The sequence below is a fragment of the Sphingomonas sp. NIBR02145 genome (assembly GCF_027359115.1).
Classification (GTDB): Bacteria; Pseudomonadota; Alphaproteobacteria; order Sphingomonadales; family Sphingomonadaceae; genus Sphingomonas; species Sphingomonas kyeonggiensis_A.
The window spans coordinates 3,097,312-3,121,597 of record NZ_CP114791.1 but is presented as its reverse complement, the minus strand read 5'-3'; the positions used below and the strand labels follow the sequence as shown (position 1 = coordinate 3,121,597).

Sequence of the window (24,286 nt, the reverse complement as noted above, 5' to 3'; positions counted from 1 at the left end):
TGCCGACTTGCGCCTGCGCCAAGCCGTGCTACCGAAGCGATATACCGAGTTTCTGCCGAGAGGTTCCCCCCAACATGATCCGCAACTCCACGCCGCTCGCCCTTGCGCTGTTGCTGGCGATGCCCGCCTATGCCCAGGATGCGGCCCCGGCACCTGCGCCGACTCCGACCGCCGCCGAGCGCAATGCGATCATCAATGCCGAGCTGCCGGCCGACCAGGCCGCGCTCAAGAGCCATGTGATGTTCCTCGCCTCGGACGCGCTCAAGGGCCGCGAGGCGGGCAGCAACGAGTTCAACATCGCCGCGCAGTACGTCGCCTCGCAATTCTATGCGGCGGGCCTCAAGCCGGCCGGTGACGACGGCGGCTACCTCCAGAACGTGCCGCTGATCAGCGCCAAGCTCGACGGCCCGGGCACCCTGTCGCTCACCCGCAAGGGCGGCACGCCGGTCGCGCTCGAATTCGGCAAGGACTTCGTCTCCTCGGCCAATCCCGAGACGCCTAATTACACCGTCACCGCGCCGGTGGTGTTCGTCGGCTATGGCATCGTCGGCCAAGGCCGTGACGACTATAAGGGCGTCAATGTGAAGGGTAAGATCGTCGCCTATTTCGGCGGCGCGCCCGAGAGCTTCCCCGGCGAAGTCGCCGCGCATTTCTCCAACCCGGCATCCAAGTCGGAGATCGCCGCCAAGCATGGCGCGGTCGCCACGATCACGCTCGAATCGCCGCGCACCGCCAAGACGCGCCCGTTCAGCGTCTATGCCGGCGCGGTGGCGCGGGCGCGCTTCACCTGGGGCAACGCCAACGGCACCGGCCATATCGCCGCGCCGGGCACGCCTTCGGCCGGCACGGTCAGCCTGGTTGGCGCCGAGAAGCTGTTCGCCGGCGCCAAGCAGAAATGGGCCGATATCGCCAAGGCGGCGGAAGCCGATGACGCGAAGTTCAAGGCCGAGGCGCTGCCGGTGAGCATCACCGTCGCCGCCAAGACCGCGCTGACCCCGGTGCAGAGCTACAATGTCGCCGGCATGCTGCCGGGCAGCGACCCGGCGCTGTCGAAGGAAGTCGTGGTCCTCTCGGCGCATCTCGATCACATCGGCGTCGGCCGCCCGGACAAGACCGGCGACACGATCAACAACGGCGCGCTCGACGACGCCGTCGGCATCGCCTCGCTGATCGAGGAAGCCAAGCGCTTCAAGACGGCCGGCACCAAGCCGCGCCGCTCGATCCTGTTCCTCGCGGTTACCGCCGAGGAGAAGGGCCTGGTCGGCTCGGACTATTTCGCCAACAACCCCACCGTGCCGCTGTCGAGCATCGTCGCCGATGTGAACCTCGACATGCCGATCATCACCTACAAGTTCCAGGACATCGTGGTGTACGGCGCCAGCCACTCGACGCTCGGCCCGATCGTCGAGCGAGCGGGCAAGGCGATCGGCGTGCCGCTGTCGGACGATCCGCTGCCCGGCGAGAACATCTTCGTCCGCTCGGACCATTACAACTTCGTCCGCAAGGGCGTGCCCTCGGTCTTCCTGTGGCCGGGTGCCGGCGGCCCGGGCCGCGCGGCGATCGATCACTTCATGAAGAACCACTATCACCAGCCTTCGGACGAAGTCGGCCAGTTGCCGGCGATCGACTGGGAATCGGGCGTGCGCTTCGTCGATGTGAACTATCGCATCGCCCGCGAGATCGCCGATGGCGACCAGAAGCCGGTGTGGAACAAGGGCGATTTCTTCGGCCTCACCTATGAAGGCGCGGGCGCGAAGTGATGATGAAGCGCGCACTCCTGCTCGCCGCGACCCTGCTCGCCGCGACTCCCGCTTTCGCCCAGGACCTCAGCAAGGACGAGGCGGCGCTCAAGGCGCATGTCCAGTTCCTCGCCTCGGATGCGATGAAGGGCCGCGACACCGGTTCGCCGGAGCTGACCATCGCCGAGCAATATGTCGCGGCGCAGATGCTCGCCGCCGGGCTCAAGCCGGCGGGCGTGGACGGGACGTGGTTCCAGCCGGTGCCGCTGGTCGCCTACAAGTCGGCCGATCACGGCACGCTCGTCATGACCCGCGGCGGCGTCCAGACCCCGCTCGAATGGGGCAAGGACTATGTCGCCCGCGCGGTGCCGTCCAACCCCAAGGTCGCGGTTGCCGGCCCGGTGGTGTTCGCCGGCTATGGCAGCGAAGCCGAATATAAGGGGCTGAACGCCAAGGGTGCGATCGTCGCGGTGCTGCGCGATTCGCCGCACGACCTGCCGAGCGACATCCGCGCGCATTCGTCGCAGCCCGACCAGCAGGCGGCGGTTGCCGCTCGCCATGGCGCGGTCGGCGTGATCCTGCTCGAGGGCAATGCCCGCCACGCGATCTTCCCGTTCGCGGTCAGCGTCGGCTATGCGCAGAGCGAGGCGATGACCTGGGCCGGATCGGACGCGGGCGGCGGCGCGCCGCCCTTCGCCTATCTGGGCTTTGACGGCGCGGCGAAGCTGTTCGCCGGCTCGAAGATCAAGTGGGACGCGGTGCTCGTCGCCGACAAGGCGGACAAGAAGCTGCCCACCGGCGCGATCGGCGTGACGATCACCGGCACCGCCAACACCGCGATCCGCAAGCTCAGCGCCAACAATGTCGCCGGCCTGCTGCCGGGCACCGACAAGGCGGGCGAATATGTGGTGATCTCCGCCCATCTCGATCATGTCGGCGTCGGCAAGCCCGATGCGAAGGGCGACACCATCTATAACGGCGCGATGGACAATGCCGTGGGCACCGCCTCGATGCTCGAGGTCGCCCGGCGTTTCCAGGCATCGGGCGAGGCGCCGAGCCGCTCGATCCTGTTCGTCGCGGTGACGGCGGAGGAGAAGGGGCTGGTCGGCTCCGAATATTTCGCCGCCAACCCGACCGTGCCCAAGGGATCGATCGTCGCCGACGTCAATCTCGACATGCCGATCCTGACCTACAATTTCGTCGATCTCGTCGCCTATGGCGCGGATCGCAGCACGGTGGGCAAGATCGTCGAGCAGGCCGCGGCGGCCGAGGGCGTCAAGCTGGTGCCTGATCCCACGCCCGAGGAAGCGAGCTTCGTCCGCTCGGATCACTACAGCTTCGTCAAGGCGGGCATCCCCGCGGTCTCGCTCGATCTCGGGCCGGGCGGCGAGGGGGCTGCCGCGACCAAGGAGTTCCTCGACAAGCACTACCACCAGCCTTCGGACCAGGTGGAGCTGATCAACTGGAAGCAGGGGCTGCGCTTCGTCGGCCTGAACTATGCGATCGCCCGCGCCATTGCCGATGGCGCGGACAAGCCGGTGTGGAACAAGGGCGACTTCTTCGGCACGCTGTACAAGGGCCCGATGGCTAAATGATCCTGCGCCGCCTCCTCCTCGCCGCCGCGCTGCTCGCGGCACCGCTCGCGCATGCGCAGACGGCGCCCCAGCCGCTGCCGCCCGAACAGGCGGCGCTGAAGGGGCATGTCCAGTTCCTCGCCTCGGATGCGATGCGCGGGCGCGAGGCGGGGACGCGCGACTATGAGATCGCGGCCGAATATGTCGCGGCGCAGATGCTCGCGATCGGGCTGCAGCCGGGGGTGGAGGGCAGCTGGTTCCAGCCGCTCAAGCTGGTGGCGTTCAAGCCGGCCGAGAAGGCGAAGTGGAGCCTGGTGCGCGGGTCGAGCGAGATCCCGCTCCAGTTCGGCATCGATTTCGTCAACACCCCGGCGCCGGCGACCCCGGACTTCAAGGCCGAGGGCGGGATGGTCTTTGCCGGCTACGGCATCGTCTATCCCGAGGGGAAGCGCGACGATTACAAGGGGCTCGACGTGAAGGGGAAGATCGTCGCGATCCTCCCCGGCGTGCCCAAGGGGCTGCCCAACGAAGTCGAGGCGCATTTCGGCGACGACGAGCAGAAGGCGGCGATCGCGCAGGCCAAGGGCGCGGTGGCGGTGGTCGTGCTGGAGTCCGTCGCGCAGCGCGAGCAGTTCCCGTTCGAAGCGATCGTTCCCTATTACGACTATGAGCGGAATACATGGGCGCGGCCGGACGGCACCGCCTTCGCCATCGCCGCGGGGGCGCCGCCGGTCGGCTATGTCGGCGGCACCGGCGCCGAGAAGCTGTTCCAGGGCGCGAAGATCAAATGGTCCGAGGTGCTGGCCGCCGAGCGCAAGGGCACGAAGATCCCGACCGGTCCGCTGGTCGGCACGCTCAAGGTGGCGAGCAAGACGCGGCTGGTGACCCAGTCGACCCGCAACGTGGTCGGGATGATCCCGGGCAGCGATCCCGCGCTCAAGGGCGAATATGTCGTGCTCTCCGCGCATCTCGATCATGTCGGGGTGGGCGACGCGGTGAACGGCGACCGCATCTATAATGGCGCGATGGACAATGCGGTGGGCGTCTCGACGATGCTCGAAGTGGCGCGCAAGTTCATCGCCTCGGGCGAGAAGCCGAAGCGCTCGATGCTGTTCGTCGCGCTGGCGGGCGAGGAGAAGGGGCTGCTCGGCTCCGACTATTTCGCGCATTATCCGCCGGTGCCGAAGGACAAGCTGGTCGCCGACGTCAACATGGACATGCCGATCCTCACCTATCCGCTGGTCGATGTGGTGGCGCTGGGCGGCGAGCGCTCGAGCCTGGGGCCGGTCATTGCTGCTGCGGCGGCGAGCGAGGGGCTCAAGGTCGTGCCCGATCCGAGCCCGGAGGAGATGTTCTTTGTCCGCTCCGATCATTACAGCTTCGTCAAGTCGGGCGTGCCGGCGGTGTCGCTCGATACCGGGCCGGGCGGGCAGGGCGCCGAGGCGCAGAAGAAGTTCCTGGCCGAGAATTACCACAAGCCCTCCGACCAGATCGACCTGCCGTTCGACTGGAACTCGGCCGCCAAGTATATGCGGCTGAACTATGCGATCGCCCGCACCCTCACCGACGCGCCCGAGCGGCCGCGCTGGAACAAGGGCGATTTCTTCGGGGTCCAGTTCGGGGGCTATGGAGCGGAGTGATCCCTGCTCCCCTCCCTGGAAGGGAGGGGCCGGGGGTGGGTGGATGCCCGCGATGGGGCGGCCATTGCATCTTTGGCGGCAGTATTGCCTGGACGCGACCCACCCCTCGATCCCCTCCCTTCCAGGGAGGGGAAGCTAGATGCGGCTGCTGGTGTTCGGTCCGGGCTATAGCGCCAGCCGCCTGATCGCGCGGCTTGCGGGGCAGGCGGAGGTCGCCACCGTCACCCGCGAGGACTTCGCCGGGCGGGCGGGCGAGATCGCGGGCGCCACGCATATCCTCTCCTCGGTCCCGCCGGGGGAGGCGGATCCGGTCCTCGCGGCATATGGCGCGGAGATCGCCGCGTCGGGCGCGTGGATCGGTTATCTCTCCTCGACCGGCGTCTATGGCGATACCGGCGGCGCCTGGGTGGACGAGACCGCGCCCACCGGCACCGGCCGCCGGACCGCGCGCAGCGACGCTGACGCCGCCTGGCTGGCGCTGGGTGCCCGCGTGTTCCGCCTGCCCGGCATCTACGGCCCCGGCCGCTCCCCGCTCGACCGCATCCGCGCCGGCGAGGCCAGGCGGATCGACGTGCCGGGACAGGTGTTCAGCCGGGTGCATGTCGAGGATATCGTGGGCGGCGTGATCGCCGGGTTCGACGGTCCGCCCGGCGCCTATAACCTTGCCGACGATTGCCCCGCGCCGCAGAGCGACGTCCTCGCCTATGGCTGCGCGCTGCTCCGCCTGCCGGTTCCGCCGCTGGTGCCGCTCGAACAGGCGAACCTCAGCCCCCAGGCCCGCGCCTTCTATGCGGAGAACCGGCGCGTCGCGAACGGGAAGGCGAAGCGCATTCTCGGCTGGCGCCCGCGCTATCCGGATTACCGGTTGGGCCTGCGCGCCTTGAGCGCCACGACCAGTCCGGCGACCACCAGCACCGCGCCGCCGGCCGCCAGCCACGACCAGCGATAGCCCTCGAACAGGGTGGAGAAGAGCATCGCGATCACCGGGATCAGCACCCCGGTATAGGCCGCCTTGGCCGGGCCGATCGTGCGGATCAGCCGGAAATAGAGGCTGAAGCTCACCGCCGATCCCAGCACGCCGAGATAGAGGATGCCGCCGGCATAGCTCGGCCGCCAGTCGAACACCGGCGCGCCGACCGTGGCGAGCGCGAACAGCGCGTCGAGCGCTGCGCCGCTCAGCATCGCCCAGCCGAGCATCGTCGCCATCGGATAGGCCCTGGCGGTGCTCGTCGCCTGCATGACATTCGCCACCGACGCGCACATCACGCCGCCCAGCGCGATGCCGATGCCGAGCAGCGCCGCATGCGGCCCGACCGCGCTCAGCCGCGCCTCATGGACGAACAGCAGCGCGACGCCTGCCACCGCGATGGCGGAGCCGATCACCAGCTGGCGGCCCATCTTCTGGCCCAGGAAGATCCGCGCCAGCACCGCATTGGGCACCAGCAGCAGCGCATAGACCACCGCGACCACGCCCGAGGTGATGTACTGCTCCGAACGGTAGACCAGGTTGAAGTTGAGCACGAACTGCGCGAGCCCGAGCAGCACCGCGAAGCCGATGCCGCGCGCATCCATCGCCAGGCGCTCGCCGCGCAACAGCGCCCAGCCGAGCATCGTCACGCCCGCCACGGTGAAGCGATAGGTCACCGACCAGCTCGGCGGTACCACCAGCAGCTGGTCGCGGATCACGATCCAGGTCGAGCCCCAGATCAGCGTGACGATCGCGAACGGGATCAGGACGCTGAGGCGCGTCGATTGGGGAGCTGGTTCCGCGCTCACAGCGCCGCGATGGCGTCGGCCAGCGGCCGGATCGCGTCCTCGCTCTGGTCCCAGCTGGTCACCAGCCGCACTTCGCCTTCGGCCCAGTCGTAGAAGTCGAAGCCGAGCGCACGCAGCGCCGCGGCTTCCGCCGGGCTCACCTTGAGGAACACTTCGTTGGCCTGGACGGCGTGCACAAGCCGCTCGCCCGCCGCCTGCGCCAGCAGCGCCGCGCCGGCATTGGCCGCGCGGCCGTTGCGGAGCCACAGATCGTCCTCGAGCAGCGCGAGGATCTGCGCCGCCAGATAGCGGCCCTTGGAGAAGAGCAGGCCCGCGCGCTTGCGGCGATAAAGCGTGGCGTCCGCCAGCTCGGGCTTGAAGAACACCAGCGCCTCGGCGCTCATGCCGCCATTCTTGACGAAGCCGAAGCTCAGCGCGTCGACGCCCGCGCGCCAGGTCACGTCGCCCGGATGGCAGCCGAGATGCGCCACCGCATTGGCGAAACGCGCCCCGTCCATGTGCAGCCCGAGCTTGCGCGCCTTGGCCAGCTCGCCGATCGCCGCGACTTCGTCGGGCGTATAGGCCAGGCCATATTCGGTGGCGTTGGTGATCGAGATCGCGTGGGGCTGGACCTGGTGGACGTCCGGCCGGATCGGATCGATCACCGCGCGGATCGCGTCCGGGGTCAGCTTCGAGCCTGCGCCTTCGCCGACCAGCAGCTTGGCGCCGTGCGTGTAGAATTCGGGTGCGCCGCATTCGTCGACATTGATGTGCGCATCGCGGTGGCAGACCACGCCGCCATAGGGCGGGCAGAGCGCCGCCAAGGCGAGGCTGTTCGCCGCCGTGCCGGTCGGCACCCAGAGCGCGCGCACCGCAGTGCCGAACAGGTCCGAGAACGCGCTGTCGAGCGACTGCGAGTATTTGTCGCCGTCATAGGCGGTGTCGAGCTGGTTCACCTTGCCGAGCGCGGCGAAGACCTCGGGGCAGACGGCGGCGGCGTTGTCGGAGAAGAAGCGCATGGCCGGTCCATGCGAGGACCGCGCACCAAGGTCAACAAACCAGTGCCGCAGCCAGGTCCCTCACTCGTTCCCGTTACCCCAGTCGTATAGCGATGTGCTGCTTTCATCCCTGCCGGAGGGCGGCCCGCCGCCCCTGAGGAACTGGATGACGCACCAGAGCATCAGCGCGCCGATCGGGAGTATCCACCAAAGACTGCCCATGGACTTGTCTCGCGTGCAAGTGGCTCCGGGGGCAGGGCTATCGGAAATGGACGGCGAGCGGAAGGGCTGGTCAGGGGGCGTTACCCGACATTAGCTCAATCGATCCCCGGCGAAAGCCGGATGCCGATACCTGCTAGGGCTGGCGCTTCCTTATGGTCATCGATTTGAAATAGCCCTCGGACCCTGGCCCCACCCACAGGCCGATGCCCCCTTCCTCCGCGGGAAGCTTCAGGTCGTTGACGATCAGGCTCGGCTGGCCGGCGCCATTGATGTAGAGTTGCGCGGTGGTGCCGCGGACCACGAGCTTGAGCCTGGTCCATGCGCCGGATTCCAGATCGGCATAGGATTCATATTGTCCCGGATGTTCCTTCCGCAGCCGATGCCAGGGATAGTCGGGATGGGAGATATATTGGGTGCTGTGATTGCGCCGCAGCTGGTCGGTGGCCCTGCCATTGGTCGGGCGGATGTAGATGGCCTCGAATTTCTTCGAATCCTCCGAAATCCGGAAGGCGATTCCGACGAACCCCCTGGCATCCGTATCGTTCTTGACCGGTTGCCCGGCCAGCACCAGGTCGATCGTGAAATCCCTGGCCTGAACCCCATCGAGGCGCGCGAACGTGGCATCACTGGTGGCACCGGCCCGAACGACCTCCAGGCGAAGCGCGCGCGCACCACGATACCTCACGCGGGAAGCATCGACCCCGACTGCAGTGATCTCCGCTCTGTCGAGCGACATGCTCCTTGCGGATGTCGCCGCGCGTTCCCGGGACTGCGCGGACGCACCGCCGGACGATGCAGCGAGCACCCCGAGGCACAATGCCGCGAGTTTCAAGGATCGGACTCTGGTGTCTCTCATCATCGGTGCGCTTTCCCCAGGTTGGATTCGCTATCCGTGCGCGCAGTATCCATCCATTGCCGTTCGTTCGGCGCCGCCCTTGCTGCTGCCAAGCTGAACGGAGGACGGACAAGGCCCCCAAAACCCGGGCGGTACCAGCTTTCAGTTTCCTTGGTTCCCCAGCGAAGGCCGGGGCCAGGTCCGACGAACCATCGATGGCGCGGGAACCTCTCGAACGACATTGCAACTGGGCCCCGGCCTTCGCCGGAGAACTGGATTTCGATACGCCCTAGCGCTCCTCGCCCCGCCGGTCATCCGGCCGCGCGCGATCCTGCGGTCCCGGCGTATCCGGTGCACGGTCGCGCCGTGGCCTGCGGTCCTCGGCCGGGCGCGCGTCGATCGGCGCTTCGCCCTGCTCGTCGGGATCGACGCCCTGCGGTACCACCTGGGTCTCGATGCCGCTGCCCTGGATGAACTCGCCGACGCCGTTCAGCACATCGTCGAGCGTGGTATCATTGCCGTCGGGTTCCACCGTCGGCTCGGGCGGCGGGATGCGCAGGTCGAGCGCGCGGGTCATGAAGTCGCGCCAGACGCGTGCCGGCAGGCCGCTGCCCGACAGGCCGGGATTGGGCGAATTGTCGTCATTGCCCAGCCACACGCCGCAGACGATGCCGCCCGCATAGCCGATGAACAGCGCGTCGCGATTGTCCTGGGTGGTGCCGGTCTTGCCATAGGTCGGGATCGGCAGCGCCGCGCCGCGTCCGGTGCCGGCCTCGACCACGGTACCGAGCAGGCTGCGCAGGTCGTCGAGCTGGCGGCCGTTGAACCGGGTCGGCCCGCCCAGGCGCCGCGCGAGCCAATCGCTCGCCGCCTCGTCCTCGCTCAGCCCCTGCGGGCGCACCGGATAGGAGCCGTTGGCGACCGAGGCATAGGCGGCGGTCAGCTCGAGCAGCGATACCGTGGAGGTGCCGAGTGCGATCGAGGCGTCGTCGCCAATCGGAGTGGAGATGCCGAGGTCACGCGCCGCCTGGGTCACCGCGCGCACGCCGAACTTCTGGGTCAGCCGCGCCGCCACGACATTGGACGAGCGGGCAAAGGCGCGGCGCAGCGTGATCTCGCCGGCGTAATCGCCGTGGGAGTTCTCGGGCTTCCAGTCGCCGATCTGGACGGGGCTGTCATCGACCATGCTGTCCGGCTCCATGCCCCCGCGCAGCGCGGCGAGATAGACGAACAGCTTGAAGGTCGAGCCCGGCTGGCGCCGTGCCTGGGTGGCGCGGTTGAACGGGCTCTCGCGATAGTTGCGGCCGCCGACCATCGCGATCACCCGGCCATCGGGATGCATCGCCACGATCGCGATCTGCGACTTGTTGAGCCCGGCGCCGCGCACCGCGCGCTCGGCGGCCTGCTGCGCGCTCAGCTCGAGCGTGGTCTGCACGGTCTGCTCGGTGCCGACGCCGCCGGCGCGGTCGCGCGCCTGGGGCAGCACCCAGTCGGCGAAATAGGTGCCGTTGGGCAGGTCGTCCTCGGACTTGGTGACGTTGAGCACCGCCGGGCGGATCGCGTCCGCCTTCGCCCTGGTCAGCAGCCCGGCATCGACCATCGAGGCGATCACCAGCTTCTGCCGGTCGCGCGCGCCCTTGAGGTTGCCGGTCGGCGCGAGGCGCGACGGGGCCTGCACCAGCCCCGCGAGCAGCGTCGCCTGGCTCAGGCTGAGGCCTTCGGGCTCGACGCTGAAATAATGGCGGGCGGCGGCGCGCAGGCCATAGACGTTGTCGCCGAAATAGACGTTGGAGAGATAGCGCGAGAGGATCTCGTCCTTGCTCAGCCAGGCCTCCAGCCAGAGGGCGATCAGCACTTCCTGCGCCTTGCGCCCGAAGGTGCGCTGCGAGTTGAGGAAGGCGTTCTTGGCGAGCTGCTGGGTGATCGTGCTGCCGCCCTGCGAGCCGCCGTCGCTGGTCACATTGTGGACGAAGGCGCGCATGATGCCGCGCGGATCGACGCCCCAATGGCCGTAGAAGCGCCGGTCCTCGATGCCGACGAACGCGTTGCGCACATAGTCGGGCAGCTTGGTCGCATCGACCGGGGCCGCGATCACCGCGCCGCGCCGGGCGATCGGCTTGCCCTCGGCGGAGAGCAGGGTGATCGAGGGCGGCGCCGGCGGCTGCAGCGACTTGGAGAGCGGCGCGGTCAGCGCCAGCCAGCCGACCGCGAGGAAGAACAGCACCAGCAGCCCGGCGATCGCCCAGCTCGCATAGCGCAGCCAGCTGCGCTTCTTGAGCACCACCGGCAGGTTGGTCGTGTAGCCGCCGGCGGGCAGCGGCGCGGCCAGGCCGGGCTGGATCGGCGGGGGTGGAGGCGGCGGCGGCGGAGTCGCGGCGCGGCGCCAGCGCGGGGCATAGTCCTCGGGCGCGGGCATGCCACCTGAAAGCTCGAGCGGCGGTTCGGGCTTTTGCGGCGTCACGCGCTTCAGGGCTTCGCCGATCCCCGCGCCGATCTTGTCGATCGAGCGCGGGCGCCAGGCACGCGGCTCGGGCTTCGGCGCCGGTGCGGGCGTCGGATCGGCATCGTCGCCGCCCCGGCGCAGCGGGAAGCGCACGTTCCGGGGATCGTTGCCGTCAGCCATTACTCGTCGAATCCGCCGCGTGCATGGCGCCCTTCTAGCGCAGCATCTGTGTTACTACAATAATACAGTTGATTACGAGACCGGCACGAATGCCAGGTGCTGGTAATCATAGCTGAAATCGGCGAGCGGCGAGAGCGCCTCCATGGTGATGCCGGTGATCCTGCCGTCCTTGACCTGGAAGCGGACGATCGCGTCCTCGCCGGCATCCTTGGCGAAGCGGGTGCGGAAGGTGTCGGGCCCCCAGGGCTCGAGCACGCTCTTGAACACCGGGGTCGGCGTGAAGTCGATCCACAGCTTGCCCGCCTTCTGGCGGACGACGACATCGCCGTACCAGGGATCGCGGTAACGCCCTGCATAGCTCGCCAGCGGCAGCGAGGGCGCGCCGGCCGGCGCCTTGTCGATGCCGCCCTCGACGCTGGCCAGCGCCTCGTCCTGCGCGGCCTTTTGCCGGGTCCGGTAGCTGGCGACCCAGTCGAACGCCGGCGCGTCGATCAGCCGGTCGAGGATCGCGTTGCGGATCGCGGCGGAGACGCTCTCCTCGACATTGCTCAGCACCGAGACGCCGATGCCGCGCGACGGGAGCATGCCGCTGTAGGTGACCTGGCCGGAAAGCCCGCCGCTGTGCTGGACCAGCCGCATGCCGCGATAGTCCTGGACGAACCAGCCGAGTGCATAGGCCGCAAGCACCGGGCGGGCGGGGTTGGTGTCGGTCGGGCCGTCGCTCGCCGAGGTGATCGTCTGGGGCTTCCACATCTCCTTGGCCTGCGCGGTGGACCAGAGCTGCCTGCCGTCGGGCAGCTTGCCCTGGGCGAGCTGGACCTGCAGCCACTTGGCCATGTCGCTCACGCTGGCGTTGATGCCGCCGGCGGCGTCGACCATCTTGCCTTCGTCGGGTTGCACCACTTCCTGCTTGCCGATCCCGCGCACCGGCGGCCCGAGCCGGGCATGGCGGCCGGCGACATTGTCGGTCTTGAGCGAAAGGCGCGAGCCGACCGCGTCCGTCATGCCGAGCGGGGCGAAGATCCGCGTCTCGACGAACTTGTCCCAGGGCGTGCCCGAGACGCGCTCGATCAGCAGCCCGGCGACGATGTAGAGGATGTTGTCATAGTCATAGCCGGCGCGGAAGCCGCGCGCGGGCTTGAGATGGGGCAGCGCGTTGAGCACGTCGGCGGCGACGTGGAGGCCTGCCGGGAAGAACATCAGGTCGCCGGCGCCCAGGGGAAGACCCGAGCGGTGGACCAGCAGGTCGCGCACCGTCATCATCTGGGTGACCGCGGGATCGGACATGCGGAACTCGGGCAGGTGCTTCACCACCGGGTCTTCCCAGCCGAGCTTGCCCTCATCGACCAGCAGCGCGAGCGCGGCGGCGGTGAACGCCTTGGAATGCGAGGCGATGCCGAAGCGGGTATGCGCATCGACCGCGCCGGGCTTGCCGAGGGTGCGGACGCCATAGCCCTTGGTGAAGGCGGGCATGCCGGGGCGGACGATCGCCACCGCGACGCCGGGCGTCTCGAACGCGGTGAGGAAGGGTGCGACGATCGCATCGATCGCCGCTTCGTCGAGCGCCGCCGCGAGCGCGAGGCGGGGGAAGGCGACCGTAGCCGCGCCGCCCAGCGAAAGCGCCAGCGCGGTGCGCCGGTCGATGGTGAAACCGCTCATGTTCCTATTCCCCGCAAGACATGGTTTGCGAGGATGCTAGCGCGCGCCTCTCGCTTCGTCACCCCGGCCTTGAGCCGGGGTCCCGCTGCCTTGCCCCGCAGAAGAAGAAGCGGGATCCCGGCTCAAGGCCGGGGTGACGGGGCAGGGAACACCAGAACAGGGCTACGCCAGCAGCTCCACATCCCAGTAGAGCCAGTCGCGCCAGGTATCGTGGAGATAATTGGGGGGATAGCGCCGGCCATGCTCCTGGAGCTGCCAGCTGGTCGGCCGTATCGGCTGGAGATAGAGGGGCATCGCGGCCTGCTGGGGAGTGCGCCCGCCCTTCTTGAGGTTGCAGGGCGCGCAGGCGGTGGCGACATTTTCCCAGGTGGTGCGCCCGCCCTGGGCGCGGGGAATGACATGGTCGAAGGTGAGGTCGCGGTGGCTGCCGCAATATTGGCAGGCGAACTTGTCGCGAAGGAACAGGTTGAACCGGGTGAAGGCGGGAAATTGCGAAGGTCTGACATATTGCTTGAGCGCGATGACCGAAGGAAGCTTCAGCCTCGCGCTGGGACTTCGCACCTCGCGTTCGTAATAGGAGACGACATCCACTCTATCGAGGAACAGCGCCTTGACCGCCGTCTGCCAGGGCCAGATGCTCAGCGGATAATAGCTCAGGGGCGTATAATCGGCGTTGAGCACAAGGGCAGGGCAGCTGTCCGGATGGCGGATCAGATCGGGATGATACATGCGCTCCCTCGCCCAGTTCGTGGTGGCACGCATCTCGCCGAGAAGCGTGACGCGGTGATGACAGCATATGCCGCGACTCGCGGTCAAGGGCCGTTCTGATGGTTGTCCACACCAGATTTGCACCGAGCCCGACGGGGCGCCTCCACCTCGGCCATGCCTGGTCGGCGCTGCAGGCGCACGACTTCGCGCGGGCGAACGGCGGGGCGTTTACCCTGCGTATCGAGGACATCGACGGCACCCGCTCGCGTCCCGAGCATGTCGAGGCGATCCTGCGCGATCTGGAGTGGCTGGGGCTAGGCTGGGACGGCGAGGTGACGTTCCAGTCCCGGAGGCTTGGCCTGTACGAGGAAGCTCTCGACGATTTGCGCGCGCGCGGCCTGCTCTATCCCTGTTTCTGCACCCGCGCCGACATCGCCGCGAGCCTGACCGCTCCGCACGGTCCCGACGGCGCGCTCTATCCGGGGACGTGCCGCGGGCTTGAAGCGCCCGACCTGAGCAAGCCCCATTGCTGGCGGCTGGATGTGGCGAAGGCGCTGGCGTCGCTCGGCGATCCCGAACTCCTATGGCACGACGCCTTTGCCGGCCAGGTCCGCGCCGACCCCGCCTCGGCCGGCGACGTCGTCCTCGCCCGCAAGGACGCGCCGGCCAGCTATCACCTCGCGGTCACGGTCGATGACGCCGCGCAGGGTGTCACCCATGTCGTGCGCGGGGTGGACCTGTTCGCCGCCACCCATGTCCACCGCCTGCTCCAGGCGCTGCTCGGCCTGCCGACACCCGAGTATCGCCACCACCCGCTCCTCCTCGGCCCCGACGGCACCCGCCTCGCCAAGCGCCACGGCGCGCCCAGCCTCGAGGCGATGCGGCTGGCGGGGGAGGATGGCCGCGCGCTCGCCGAGCGATTGCGCGCAGGACAACTGCCAGTTGGCATCGCCGCGGCACAGGCGTAGAGTCCGCGCATGATCTTCCTGGCCTTCCTGCTGCTCGCGGCGATGTTCGCCACCCTGTTCATCCTCATCAAGGGGCTGGTGAATATGGCGCAGACGACGAGCCAGGACCTTGAGGGCACCGGCGACGGTCCGAGCCCGCGCGCGCTCAAATCGCAAAAGCTGATGCAACAGCGCATCCTGTTCCAGGCGATCGCGATCGCCGTGATCGCGCTGATCCTGATCATGATGTCGGCCAAGGGCTGACGCGCGGGGCCACTGGCCTTTCATTCCCAAGGTTGCCTGCAATGACTCTCCAGACCTGGTGGCTGTTCGTCATGGCCGTGTTCCTGCTGTCGGGAACGCCGGGGCCGAACATGCTCCACATTCTCCAGCGCAGCGTCGATTTCGGCCTGCGCCGCACCGTCGCCGCGATGGCCGGGTGCCTGGCCGGGCTGGTGACGATCCTCGCCGCGTCGGCCGCGGGCCTGACGGCGCTGCTGCTCGCCATTCCCGGCGCGTTCGAAGTGCTGCGCTGGGGCGGCACCGCCTATCTGGTCTGGCTCGGCATCAAGGCATGGCGCGCCGACCCGACGCCGCTCGACGTCGGCGACGATGCCGCGCTCGCCGACCGGCGCCTCACCGCCGCCCAGCTGTTCCGCGGCGGCTTCGCGATCAGCATCTCCAACCCCAAGGCGCTGCTCTTCGCCGCCGCCTTCTTCCCCCAGTTCGTCAGCGCCGCCGCGCCCAAGGCCCCGCAGTTCGCGATACTGGTGCTCACCTTCGCCGTGGTCGAATGCTTCTGGTATCTGGTCTATGCGCTGGGCGGCCGCGGACTTGCCCGTCATCTCGGGCGGCCGTCGCTCAAGAAATGGTTCAATAGACTTACCGGCTCGATCTTCATCGGCTTTGGTGTGTTGCTGCTACGTTTCCGGCACAACTGAGTCCGCGGCGCTTCCTATAAGTTTGGGGTAAACAGGAGGATGCCCCATGACCTTCGGAACTTTCATCGCGCCTGACACCACGCTTCACGACGTCCCGGATCCTGCCGCCAAGCTCGGCGTTCCGATCCTCTCGGGCTATCAGACGCGCCACCAGATATCGGAGCTGCTCGGCCAGAATCGCATCTTCGATTCGATCGCCGAACGGGTCCGCCTGCTCAGCCTCGCCTATGAGGACCAGTGCTCGCCCCAATATTATTACGACATCGTCCGCACCCTGCGCGACTTCAACGGTCAGTTCGATCGGCTGGTCGAAGTCGGCGTCTATATGGGCGGCTCCACCGCCTATCTCGCCGGCTGCATCGATGCGTTCGACTTCGATCTCGACCTGGTCGATTTCCGCTCCGAATTCCTGCTCTTCACCTATGAGCGCGTCCGCCGCATGTTCCCGGAAGCCGCGCGCCGCATCCGCCTCTTCCATGGCGACGTGCCCAGCTATGTCCGCCATGTCATGCTCGAGGAGCGCGGCCACAGAAACATCGTCCATCACGACGGCGCGCATGATTTCAACCAGGTGGTGAAGGACTTCTCCGCCTTGTCCTTCGCCAGGGAGGATCTGGTAGCGCTGATCGCGCAGGACACGCATCTGCGTGGCACGCTCGAGGAGATGAACTTCGTCGATCTGGCGCTCTACGCGGTGTTCGGCACCGAGCTGAACTATGCCTCGATCGGCGTCGCCTATCACGGCGATACCGAGATGACCCGGCCCAACCGCTTCCAGGGCAATTACTTCATGCCCGGCGTGGCCGAGGGGGTGGTGCTGCCGATGGCGGCCAACCAGTTCCTCTATCCCCATCCCGCGCTGGGGATGGAGCATTTCCTGCCGCCGCGCCGCGCGGATATCGCCCGGGCCGCCTGATCCGGCTTCCCCCGTCATCGCCCGGGGCGTAGAGTCCCGGGCGATGGTCAAGCTCAACAAGATCTACACCCGCACCGGCGACGACGGCACCACCGGGCTGGTGGACGGCTCGCGCGTCTCCAAGGCGAGCCTGATCATGGCGGCGATCGGCGATGTCGACGAGGCGAACTGCACGATCGGCGTCGCCCGCGCGACGCTCGGCCATCATGCGTTCGGCGGCATGCTAGCGCACATCCAGAACGACCTGTTCGACCTGGGCGCCGATCTCGCCACGCCCGCGGGGATCGAAGGCGCGCTGCGCATCACCCCCGGCCAGGTCACCTGGCTCGAGGAGCGGATCGACCATATCAATTCGGCTCTCGAACCGCTGACCAGCTTCGTCCTTCCGGCCGGCGCTCCAGGTGCCCCGGAACTCCATCTCGCCCGCGCCGTCACCCGTCGGGCCGAGCGCACCGCTGTCGCCGCCGGCGCCGGGGTGCAGCCGCTGGCCTATCTCAACCGCCTGTCCGATCTGCTGTTCGTCGCTGCCCGCGCGGTCAACCAGAGCGAGGCGGGGGACGTACTCTGGGTGCCCGGCGCGTCGCGCTGAGCATTTTCTAGTCAGGCGGAATCGCCTGACGACCCGGAAAATGCGAAAAACAAAAGATAAATCGCACGGATTCGATCTAATTCGAATCCGCGCGAAGCGATACCTTGGCATAGCTTTGCGCCAGGCCGGTGCGCGCTATCTCCCGGTAAATGAACAGGCTTTTGCGTGAACAAAATCGCGGGGGCTTTCGTTGACTCGACTACCGGGGGCAATCCGGACACCTATATCTCGCCGGTTGACGGTGATTGCGCGCGCCGCTAGGAGAACATAATGAGAACGGAAACGGGATCCGCTCCGGCTTCCAGCGCGCTCGGCGCGAAGTTCCTTCGCACCCGCGGGCTGAGCGAAGCGCTGGTCCGGCCGCTCTCCGATGCCGACGCGACGATCCAGTCGATGGACGATGCCTCGCCCGCCAAATGGCACCTCGCGCATACGACCTGGTTCTTCGAGACCTTCGTGCTGCGCGATCATGTGCCGGGCTATGCGCTGCACGACACACGCTGGCCCTTCCTGTTCAACAGCTATTACGAAGCCGAAGGCCAGCGCCATGCGCGTCCTCGCAGAGGAATGCTCTCGCGCCCCAGCCTCGACGAGGTGCTGGCGTACCGCGCCCATGTCGATGCCGCGCTGGCCGATGCGCTCCCCGATCTGCCGCCGGCGGCGCAGGCGCTGGTCCTGCTCGGCTGCAATCATGAAGAGCAGCACCAGGAACTGCTGCTCACCGACATCCTCCACCATTTCTCGGTCAATCCGCTTGAGCCCGCCGTCTGGCAGGGCGCGCCGAAGGTTCCGGTGGCGATGCCCGGCCCGGTCGGCTGGATCGAGGGGCGTGCCGGCCTGGTGGATGCGGGATTCGATTCAAGCGATTCAACATTTTCGTTCGATTGCGAGGGGCCGCGCCACCAGGCACTGCTTACGCCGCATGCGATTGCCGACCGCACGGTCACCAATGGCGAATGGGCGGCGTTCCTCGCCGATGGCGGCTATCGCGACCCGCGCCACTGGCTGTCGGATGGCTGGGCCTGGGTGAAGTCGGAGGGGATCGAGGCGCCGCTCTACTGGCGCCGAGACGGCGATGTCTGGACCCGCTTCGGGCTCGACGGCCGGCGCCCGGTCGATCCCGCTGCGCCGGTTACCCATGTCAGCTTCTTCGAGGCGGATGCCTATGCCAGCTGGGCCGGCGCGCGCCTGCCCAGCGAGTTCGAATGGGAAGCGGCGGCATCCGCCTTCGACCCTGCGGGCGGCAACCAGCTCGACGCCGCCGGCCCGATCGAGCCGCGCCCGTCCACCGGCGGCCCGGCCTTTTTCGGCGATGTCTGGGAATGGACCGGCAGCGCCTTCCGGCCCTATCCCGGCTTTCGTCCGGTCGAGGGTGCGGTCGGCGAGTATAATGGCAAGTTCATGAGCGGGCAGTTCGTGCTGCGCGGCTCCTCCTGCGCCACGCCGCGCGGCCATAGCCGGGCGAGCTACCGCAACTTCTTCTACCCCCATCAGCGCTGGCAGTTCACCGGCGTGCGCCTGGCGAAGGACCTGTGATGGGTTCCGGGCGCCAGCACCCCTTCATCGTCATCCCCGCGCAGGCGGGGATCCAGGGTTTCTCTTCCGCGTCGCCCGGGGCTCTGGATCCCCGCCTGCGCGGGGATGACGGACAAAGCAGAAAGGCCGGCCGATAATGCTGAAACAGGAACTCGAAGACGGCCAGACCAGCCTGGCCGATCCGCATTTCCGCGCCGATGTGCTGAGCGGCCTGGAAGCGCGGCCGCGGGCGATCCCGGCGCGCTGGTTCTATGATCGCCGCGGCTCGGAACTGTTCGAGGAGATCACCCGGCTCCCCGAATATTACCCCACCCGCACCGAGACCGAGCTGCTCCGCCAGACCGGCCCCGAGCTGGGCGCGCTGGCGGCGCGCGGCGCGGCGGTGGTCGAGTTCGGTTCGGGCTCCTCGGTGAAGACGCCCTTGCTGCTGCGGGCGATCGATCCCGCCGCCTATGTCCCGATCGACATCTCGGGCGATTTCCTCCGCCAGTCCGCCGCCGAGCTGGGCCAGGCCTTTCCGGGCCTGCCGGTCTATCCGGTCGAGGCGAATTTCCTGCGCCCCGTGCCGCTGCCCGAGCAGGTGACCGGCATGCCCAAGCTCGGTTTCTTCCCCGGCTCGACGATCGGCAACATGCAGGCCTGGCATGCGGTCAACCTGCTGCGCGCGATGCGCGAATGGCTGGGCGACGGCGCACGGCTGCTGATCGGGATGGACCGGGTCAAGTCGCCCGACGTGCTGGTGCCGGCCTATGACGATGCCCAGGGCATCACCGCGGCGTTCAACCTCAACCTGCTCGAGCGGATCAACCGCGAGCTCGACGGCACGATTCCGGTCGAGGCCTTCCGTCACGTCGCGCTGTGGAACGACGATGCCGCGCGGATCGAGATGCATCTCGAAGCGGTGCGCGACATGGAATTCACCGTCGAGGGCCGGCCGTTCCACATGGCGGCGGGCGAGACGATCCACACCGAGAACAGCCATAAATATGGCCGCAACGGTGCCCGCATGCTGCTGCGCGCCGGCGGCTGGACCCCGATCCGGGAGTGGACGGACGACAATGACTGGTTCGCGCTGATCCTCTGCGAAGCCCAGCCGCTGCGGGTGGCGCCGTGATTGGAAGGGGCACTGCGTAGCCAGGCTCCTTGTTCCCCGGCGAAAGCCGGGGAGCGGGAACGGCTAAGTGCCTAAGGCTTCAATTCAGCGCCCGGCGCCGGTCCAGGCTGCGGCCGAACGCGACGAACAGGTAGATCGCGGCCGGCACCAGCACGATGCTCAGCACCACCTTGCTCAGCATCTGGCCGACCAGCAGCTCGCCGATCGGGAACACGCCGTAAAAGGCGACGGTGATGAAGATCAGCGTGTCGGCGATCTGGCTCAGCACCGATGCGATCGCGGCGCGCAGCCAGAGCAGCTTGCCGCCGCCGCTCTTGAGCGCGGAGAAGATGGTGACGTTGAGGATCTGCGAGATGCCATAGGCGATGATGCCGCCCAGCCAGATGCGCGGGGTGCCGCTCATCATCATCTCGAAGGCGTGCAGCCGGTCGGGCTCCATGCTCGGCGAGGCGGGGAGTGCCAGCACCAGCATCGAGAGCAGTACGGAAGTGACCAGCGGGACGAAGCCGATCAGCACCAGGCGACGGGCGGTGTCCGGTCCGTGCAGCTCGGCGACGGCGCTGGAGACCGAGACGAGCAGCAGGAAGGCGAAGATGCCGGCTTCCACGGCAAGCGGGCCGACGCCCACCCAGTTGCCGATCTGCGAGATCGGACCGAGCGAGACCTGCTTGTTGCCCAGCACGCCGGCAATGCAGACCATGCCGCCATAGAAGATCGACAGGAAGAAGAGCGAACGCGGGATGCGAATGGTGTCCATGGGCGGACGCTAGCGAGAAATGCCCGCATCGCAAGCCCCGGGGTCATGGACCTCGGGCACCCACTGGGTGGCAACGGGCTTCCAATGTAGGGAATGTTCGTGCATTGTTCCTTGGTTGCCGCCTCTCGGGGTGGCGCCGCTCTTTGAACCGTCGATACGCATACATTTGCGCCGGAGTTCCGGTGTGAAATCAATGCGTCGCCCTGCAACACGCACCGGTCCGGTGTGAACTTCCGTGTCGCCTGGCGTTTGGGCGCAACTTTCGACTCCGCAGGATTCCTGCTGTTCCTGGCCGGGTTCCATAGCATCCGGCGGGATATTGCAGGCGCGCTCCGCACAAGCTTCGCAAACGTCCGCGTATGGATGTGTCCGCTTGTGCGGGGAATGGAGCGGCTGGGCTCTGGCCTTGCGCCCTCCAGCGTGTATGGTGAGAGACTTGGGCGTTTGCCTGGGGGAATAAGCAGTTGAATCAGTTTCCGATCGGCATCTTCGGCGTGGTCGCGATCCTCGGGATCGCTTTCCTGTTCTCGTCGAACAAGCGCGCGATCAATCTGCGCGTGGTCGGCGCGGCCTTTGTCCTCCAGGCGGGCATCGCCGCGCTGGTGCTGCGGACCAGCTGGGGCCAGGCAGCGCTGCACGGCCTGTCCAACGGTGTCTCGGCGCTGCTCGGCTATGCCGGCGCCGGCACCAGCTTCCTGTTCGGCCCGCTCGCCAAGCCCGAGCTGGGCGGCCAGAGCTTCGCGATCGCCGCACTGCCGGTGATCATCTTCTTCGCGGCGCTCGTGTCGATCCTCTACCATCTGGGCGTGATGCAGTTCGTCGTCCGTTGGATCGGCGGCGCGATCGAGAAGGTGGTCGGCACCACCAAGGTCGAATCGCTGTGCGCGGCCGCGAACATCTTCGTCGGCCAGAGCGAATCGCCGCTGGTGATCCGCCCCTATCTCGCCCGGCTCACCCCGTCGCAGCTGTTCGCGGTGATGAGCGTCGGTATGGCGGGCGTCGCCGGCACTATCCTGGCCGCCTATGCCAGCCTGCTTGGACCGGCCTCGCTGCCCTATCTGCTCGCCGCCTCGTTCATGGCGGCGCCGGGCGGCCTGTTGATGGCCAAGATCATCATGCCCGACGAGCCGGTGAAGGCGGGCGAGCTTCCGCTCGGCGACGATGCCGAGGACGCGGCGATCAAGGTCGCCGAGCATGACATCGAGGAAGAGCGCGCTGCCAACATCATCATGGCGGCTGCTTCTGGTGCCTCGACCGGCGTGAAGATCGCCGTCGCGGTCGGTGCGATGGTGCTGGCCTTTGTCGCGCTGGTCGCGCTGGCCAATGGCCTGCTCGCCGGTGCCGGCAACTGGATCTACGACCTGACCGGCCATGCCGCCTGGGCGGGCTTCCTGCAGAATCTGAGCTTCCAGAAGATCATCGGCACGATCTTCGCCCCGGTCATGTACCTGCTCGGCATCTCCTGGCACGAGGCGACCGCGGCCGGCGGGCTGTTCGGCACCAAGGTGGTGCTCAACGAGTTCGTCGCCTTTATCGACCTGGGCGGGATGACCGATCTGGCGCCGCGCACCCGCGCGATCATCACCTTCGCGCTGTGTGGCTTCGCCAATTTCAGCTCGATCGCGATCCAGATGGCGGCCACCGGCAGCCTGGCGCCGAACCAGAGGCCGATGATCGCCAAGCTCGGCATCCGCGCGCTGCTCGCGGGCAGCCTGGCCAATCTGATGAGCGCGGCACTGGCGGGCCTGCTGCTGCCCTGATCCCTTGCGGGGTGCCGGCGTTAACCTTTTGGATACCGGCACCTCGTAAAATTACGTATATTCGCAGGCACAACGCTGCGCCGGGGGCGCGCTGTACCTGCCAAGAACAACCGACATCGGATGGAGAGCGGGTCGCGCGCCATCGAACGTACGTGCCGTGGATGCTCCGCGGCCTGGCGTCGGATGTGCGCTCTCCAGCACCTCAGTACCTGGAGTAAAGCGTGACCAATTTCATTGCCACCGGTCCGGACGCCCGTCCGCTCCGCATCCTGCGACGACCGCCGCCCACACCCGGCGAGGAGGCGCTGGCGCGGGTTCGGGACTGCCTGGCACTGGCCTTTGAACCCGCCACCGCCGCCGGTCCGCATGCGTCGCGGCATTTACCACGCCTCGTTGCGACCACGAAACGTTCCAGACATCTGACGGAAGCATATTCTCCGCGGGTCACAACAATCACGCCGTCGGAGGCCGACATCCGCACCGAAATCTCCTTCCAGCCCGAAGTGCCGACCATGGACCGCAGAACCGACGACCGTTCGAAAATCTCGGTCTATCGATCGGCGATGCTGCGATGGGATGGCTATGAGGCGCTGTGCCTGATCCGCAACATCTCGCCGGGTGGGCTGATGGGCAAGCTCCACACCAGCCTGCCGCCCGACGAGCCGGTGACGGTGGAGATCCGATCGGGAAACCATATCGCGGGCCGCGTCGCCTGGTCGGCTGACGGTATGGTCGGCGTGCAGTTCGACGAGAAGATCGACGTGCTCGAGGTGCTGCATGCGCCGGTGCACGGCGAGCCCGGCCTGGTCCAGCGCATGCCGCGGCTGCACATCGCGTGCCCGGTAAGCCTGGTGGCCGAGGGCATGCGGGTGAGCGTCACCCTGATCGACGTGTCGCAGGGCGGAGTGAAGGTGGAAGCCGATTTCCTGCGCGAAGGCGACGAGGTCGTCGTCGGCGTGCATGGGCTTGAGGGCCGCCGCGGCATCGTGCGTTGGGCGCATGACGGTCGCGCGGGGATCGCCTTCCTTGCGGCGATCCCGTTCGACACGCTCGCCAAATGGGCGCTCGACCGCCAGGCCGAGCTGGCGGAAGCCGGCGGCGCCTAGCGCGTCGGCACCGGCTCCGCGCCCGTATAGTCATAGAAGCCGCGCTTGGTCTTGCGGCCATACCAGCCGGCTTCGACATATTTCACCAGCAGCGGCGCCGGGCGGAACTTGGGATCGCCGGTACCCTCGAACAGCACGCGAGTGATCTCGAGGCAGGTGTCGAGGCCGATAAAGTCGGCCAGGGTGAACGGCCCCATCGGATGGTTGAGGCCGAGCTGGCAGGCGGCGTCGATGTCGGGAATCGTCGCCACGCCCTCGCCCAGCGCGAAGCACGCCTCGTTGAGCATCGGCATCAGCACGCGATTGACGATGAAGCCGGGCGCGTCGTTCGCATGGACGATGCGCTTGCCGAGCGACTGGCCGAACTTCTCGACCGCGGCGACGGTGGCGTCCGACGTGGCAAGGCCGCGGATCAGTTCGATCAGGCCCATCACCGGCACCGGATTGAAGAAGTGCACGCCCATGAAGCGCGCCGGATCGGGCGATGCCTGGGCGAGGCGGGTGATCGGGATCGACGAGGTGTTGCTCGCCAGGATCGCGTCGGCGCCCAGCACCTTGCCCACCGCCTCGAAGATCTGGCGCTTGATCGCTTCCCGCTCGGTCGCCGCCTCGATCACCAGGTCGCAGGGTGCGAAGGCATCGGTGCCGCCGACACAACGGATATTCGCCAGTGCCGCCTCGGCATCGGCGGCGCTGATCTTTTCCTTCTCGACCGCGCGGGCGAGCTGCTTGGCGATTCCGGCCTTGCCCACTTCGGCGCGCGCCTGATCGACGTCCGAGAGCAGCACGGCATAGCCCGCCTGGGCCGAAACCTGCGCGATGCCCGCGCCCATCTGCCCTGCACCGATAACGCCAACCGTCTTCATG

General features: G+C 67.7%; 21 protein-coding genes. 13 read left to right on the top strand and 8 right to left on the bottom strand.

Features of this window, described 5'->3' with window-relative positions; genetic code table 11:
* Nucleotides 1-74: 74 nt before the first annotated feature.
* The 4 genes from O3305_RS13895 (at nt 75) to O3305_RS13880 (ending at nt 5,902) form a co-directional block, all read left to right on the top strand.
* Nucleotides 75-1,760 (top strand): M28 family metallopeptidase, encoded by a 1,686-nt coding sequence (locus tag O3305_RS13895; protein WP_269573082.1) that lies wholly within the window; start codon nt 75-77, stop codon nt 1,758-1,760.
* Complete coding sequence (locus O3305_RS13890) at nt 1,760-3,334, top strand: M20/M25/M40 family metallo-hydrolase (protein ID WP_269573081.1); 1,575 nt, start codon at nt 1,760-1,762, stop codon at nt 3,332-3,334. The genes O3305_RS13895 and O3305_RS13890 overlap by 1 nt, the downstream gene beginning before the upstream one ends.
* A complete protein-coding gene (locus tag O3305_RS13885; protein WP_269573080.1) occupies nt 3,331-4,953 on the top strand; it encodes a M28 family metallopeptidase in 1,623 nt (540 codons plus the stop codon). Before O3305_RS13890 ends, O3305_RS13885 begins: the two co-directional genes overlap by 4 nt.
* A gap of 139 nt (nt 4,954-5,092) precedes the next feature.
* Nucleotides 5,093-5,902, top strand: coding sequence for a Rossmann-fold NAD(P)-binding domain-containing protein (locus O3305_RS13880; protein ID WP_269573079.1), 810 nt, complete (start codon nt 5,093-5,095; stop codon nt 5,900-5,902).
* Here the strand turns inward: O3305_RS13880 and O3305_RS13875 are convergent.
* The 6 genes from O3305_RS13875 to O3305_RS13850 all read right to left on the bottom strand — a co-directional run bounded on the left by O3305_RS13875 (nt 5,812) and on the right by O3305_RS13850 (nt 13,774).
* Nucleotides 5,812-6,729: a DMT family transporter gene (locus tag O3305_RS13875; RefSeq protein WP_269573078.1), complete on the bottom strand. Its 918-nt coding sequence runs from the start codon at nt 6,727-6,729 to the stop codon at nt 5,812-5,814. The genes O3305_RS13880 and O3305_RS13875 overlap by 91 nt on opposite strands.
* Nucleotides 6,726-7,727, bottom strand: coding sequence for a threonine aldolase family protein (locus O3305_RS13870; RefSeq protein WP_269573077.1), 1,002 nt, complete (start codon nt 7,725-7,727; stop codon nt 6,726-6,728). The genes O3305_RS13875 and O3305_RS13870 overlap by 4 nt, the downstream gene beginning before the upstream one ends.
* Before the next feature lie 334 nt (nt 7,728-8,061).
* Nucleotides 8,062-8,760, bottom strand: coding sequence for a hypothetical protein (locus O3305_RS13865; RefSeq protein ID WP_269573076.1), 699 nt, complete (start codon nt 8,758-8,760; stop codon nt 8,062-8,064).
* 292 nt (nt 8,761-9,052) lie between these two features.
* On the bottom strand, nt 9,053-11,179 hold the full coding sequence (locus O3305_RS13860; protein ID WP_502958205.1) for a transglycosylase domain-containing protein: 2,127 nt from the start codon (nt 11,177-11,179) through the stop codon (nt 9,053-9,055).
* Nucleotides 11,180-11,458: 279 nt separating this feature from the next.
* Entirely contained in the window at nt 11,459-13,045 is a 1,587-nt protein-coding gene (locus tag O3305_RS13855) for a serine hydrolase (protein WP_269573074.1), read from the bottom strand.
* A gap of 162 nt (nt 13,046-13,207) precedes the next feature.
* Nucleotides 13,208-13,774, bottom strand: coding sequence for an HNH endonuclease (locus O3305_RS13850; protein ID WP_184164112.1), 567 nt, complete (start codon nt 13,772-13,774; stop codon nt 13,208-13,210).
* A gap of 98 nt (nt 13,775-13,872) precedes the next feature.
* Here O3305_RS13850 and gluQRS point away from each other — a divergent pair, with 98 nt between their 5' ends.
* From gluQRS to egtD, 7 genes are all read left to right on the top strand, one after another.
* Entirely contained in the window at nt 13,873-14,721 is an 849-nt protein-coding gene (gluQRS, locus tag O3305_RS13845; protein ID WP_269573073.1) for a tRNA glutamyl-Q(34) synthetase GluQRS, read from the top strand.
* 9 nt (nt 14,722-14,730) lie between these two features.
* The gene (locus O3305_RS13840; protein ID WP_184000342.1) at nt 14,731-14,964 is read left to right on the top strand and encodes a twin transmembrane helix small protein; all 234 of its coding nucleotides are present in this window, start codon (nt 14,731-14,733) and stop codon (nt 14,962-14,964) included.
* A 41-nt stretch (nt 14,965-15,005) separates the two neighbouring features.
* Complete coding sequence (locus O3305_RS13835) at nt 15,006-15,641, top strand: LysE family translocator (RefSeq protein WP_269573072.1); 636 nt, start codon at nt 15,006-15,008, stop codon at nt 15,639-15,641.
* Nucleotides 15,642-15,687: 46 nt separating this feature from the next.
* Nucleotides 15,688-16,557, top strand: coding sequence for a class I SAM-dependent methyltransferase (locus tag O3305_RS13830; protein ID WP_269573071.1), 870 nt, complete (start codon nt 15,688-15,690; stop codon nt 16,555-16,557).
* 43 nt (nt 16,558-16,600) lie between these two features.
* Complete coding sequence (locus O3305_RS13825) at nt 16,601-17,146, top strand: cob(I)yrinic acid a,c-diamide adenosyltransferase (protein ID WP_269573070.1); 546 nt, start codon at nt 16,601-16,603, stop codon at nt 17,144-17,146.
* Nucleotides 17,147-17,416: 270 nt separating this feature from the next.
* Nucleotides 17,417-18,682: an ergothioneine biosynthesis protein EgtB gene (gene egtB / locus O3305_RS13820; RefSeq protein WP_269573069.1), complete on the top strand. Its 1,266-nt coding sequence runs from the start codon at nt 17,417-17,419 to the stop codon at nt 18,680-18,682.
* Between the two features lie 136 nt (nt 18,683-18,818).
* The gene (gene egtD, locus O3305_RS13815; RefSeq protein ID WP_269573068.1) at nt 18,819-19,796 is read left to right on the top strand and encodes an L-histidine N(alpha)-methyltransferase; all 978 of its coding nucleotides are present in this window, start codon (nt 18,819-18,821) and stop codon (nt 19,794-19,796) included.
* Between the two features lie 79 nt (nt 19,797-19,875).
* Here the strand turns inward: egtD and O3305_RS13810 are convergent, their stop codons facing one another.
* Nucleotides 19,876-20,553 (bottom strand): queuosine precursor transporter, encoded by a 678-nt coding sequence (locus tag O3305_RS13810; protein WP_184164132.1) that lies wholly within the window; start codon nt 20,551-20,553, stop codon nt 19,876-19,878.
* A gap of 464 nt (nt 20,554-21,017) precedes the next feature.
* Here O3305_RS13810 and O3305_RS13805 point away from each other — a divergent pair, with 464 nt between their 5' ends.
* Entirely contained in the window at nt 21,018-22,313 is a 1,296-nt protein-coding gene (locus O3305_RS13805) for a NupC/NupG family nucleoside CNT transporter (RefSeq protein ID WP_184164135.1), read from the top strand.
* A 563-nt stretch (nt 22,314-22,876) separates the two neighbouring features.
* Nucleotides 22,877-23,419, top strand: coding sequence for a PilZ domain-containing protein (locus O3305_RS13800; RefSeq protein ID WP_269573067.1), 543 nt, complete (start codon nt 22,877-22,879; stop codon nt 23,417-23,419).
* On the opposite strand, the gene O3305_RS13795 is transcribed toward O3305_RS13800, so the two are convergent.
* Complete coding sequence (locus O3305_RS13795; RefSeq protein WP_269573066.1) at nt 23,416-24,285, bottom strand: 3-hydroxyacyl-CoA dehydrogenase NAD-binding domain-containing protein; 870 nt, start codon at nt 24,283-24,285, stop codon at nt 23,416-23,418. The two genes, O3305_RS13800 and O3305_RS13795, sit on opposite strands and share 4 nt — an antisense overlap.
* Nucleotide 24,286: the final 1 nt, after the last annotated feature.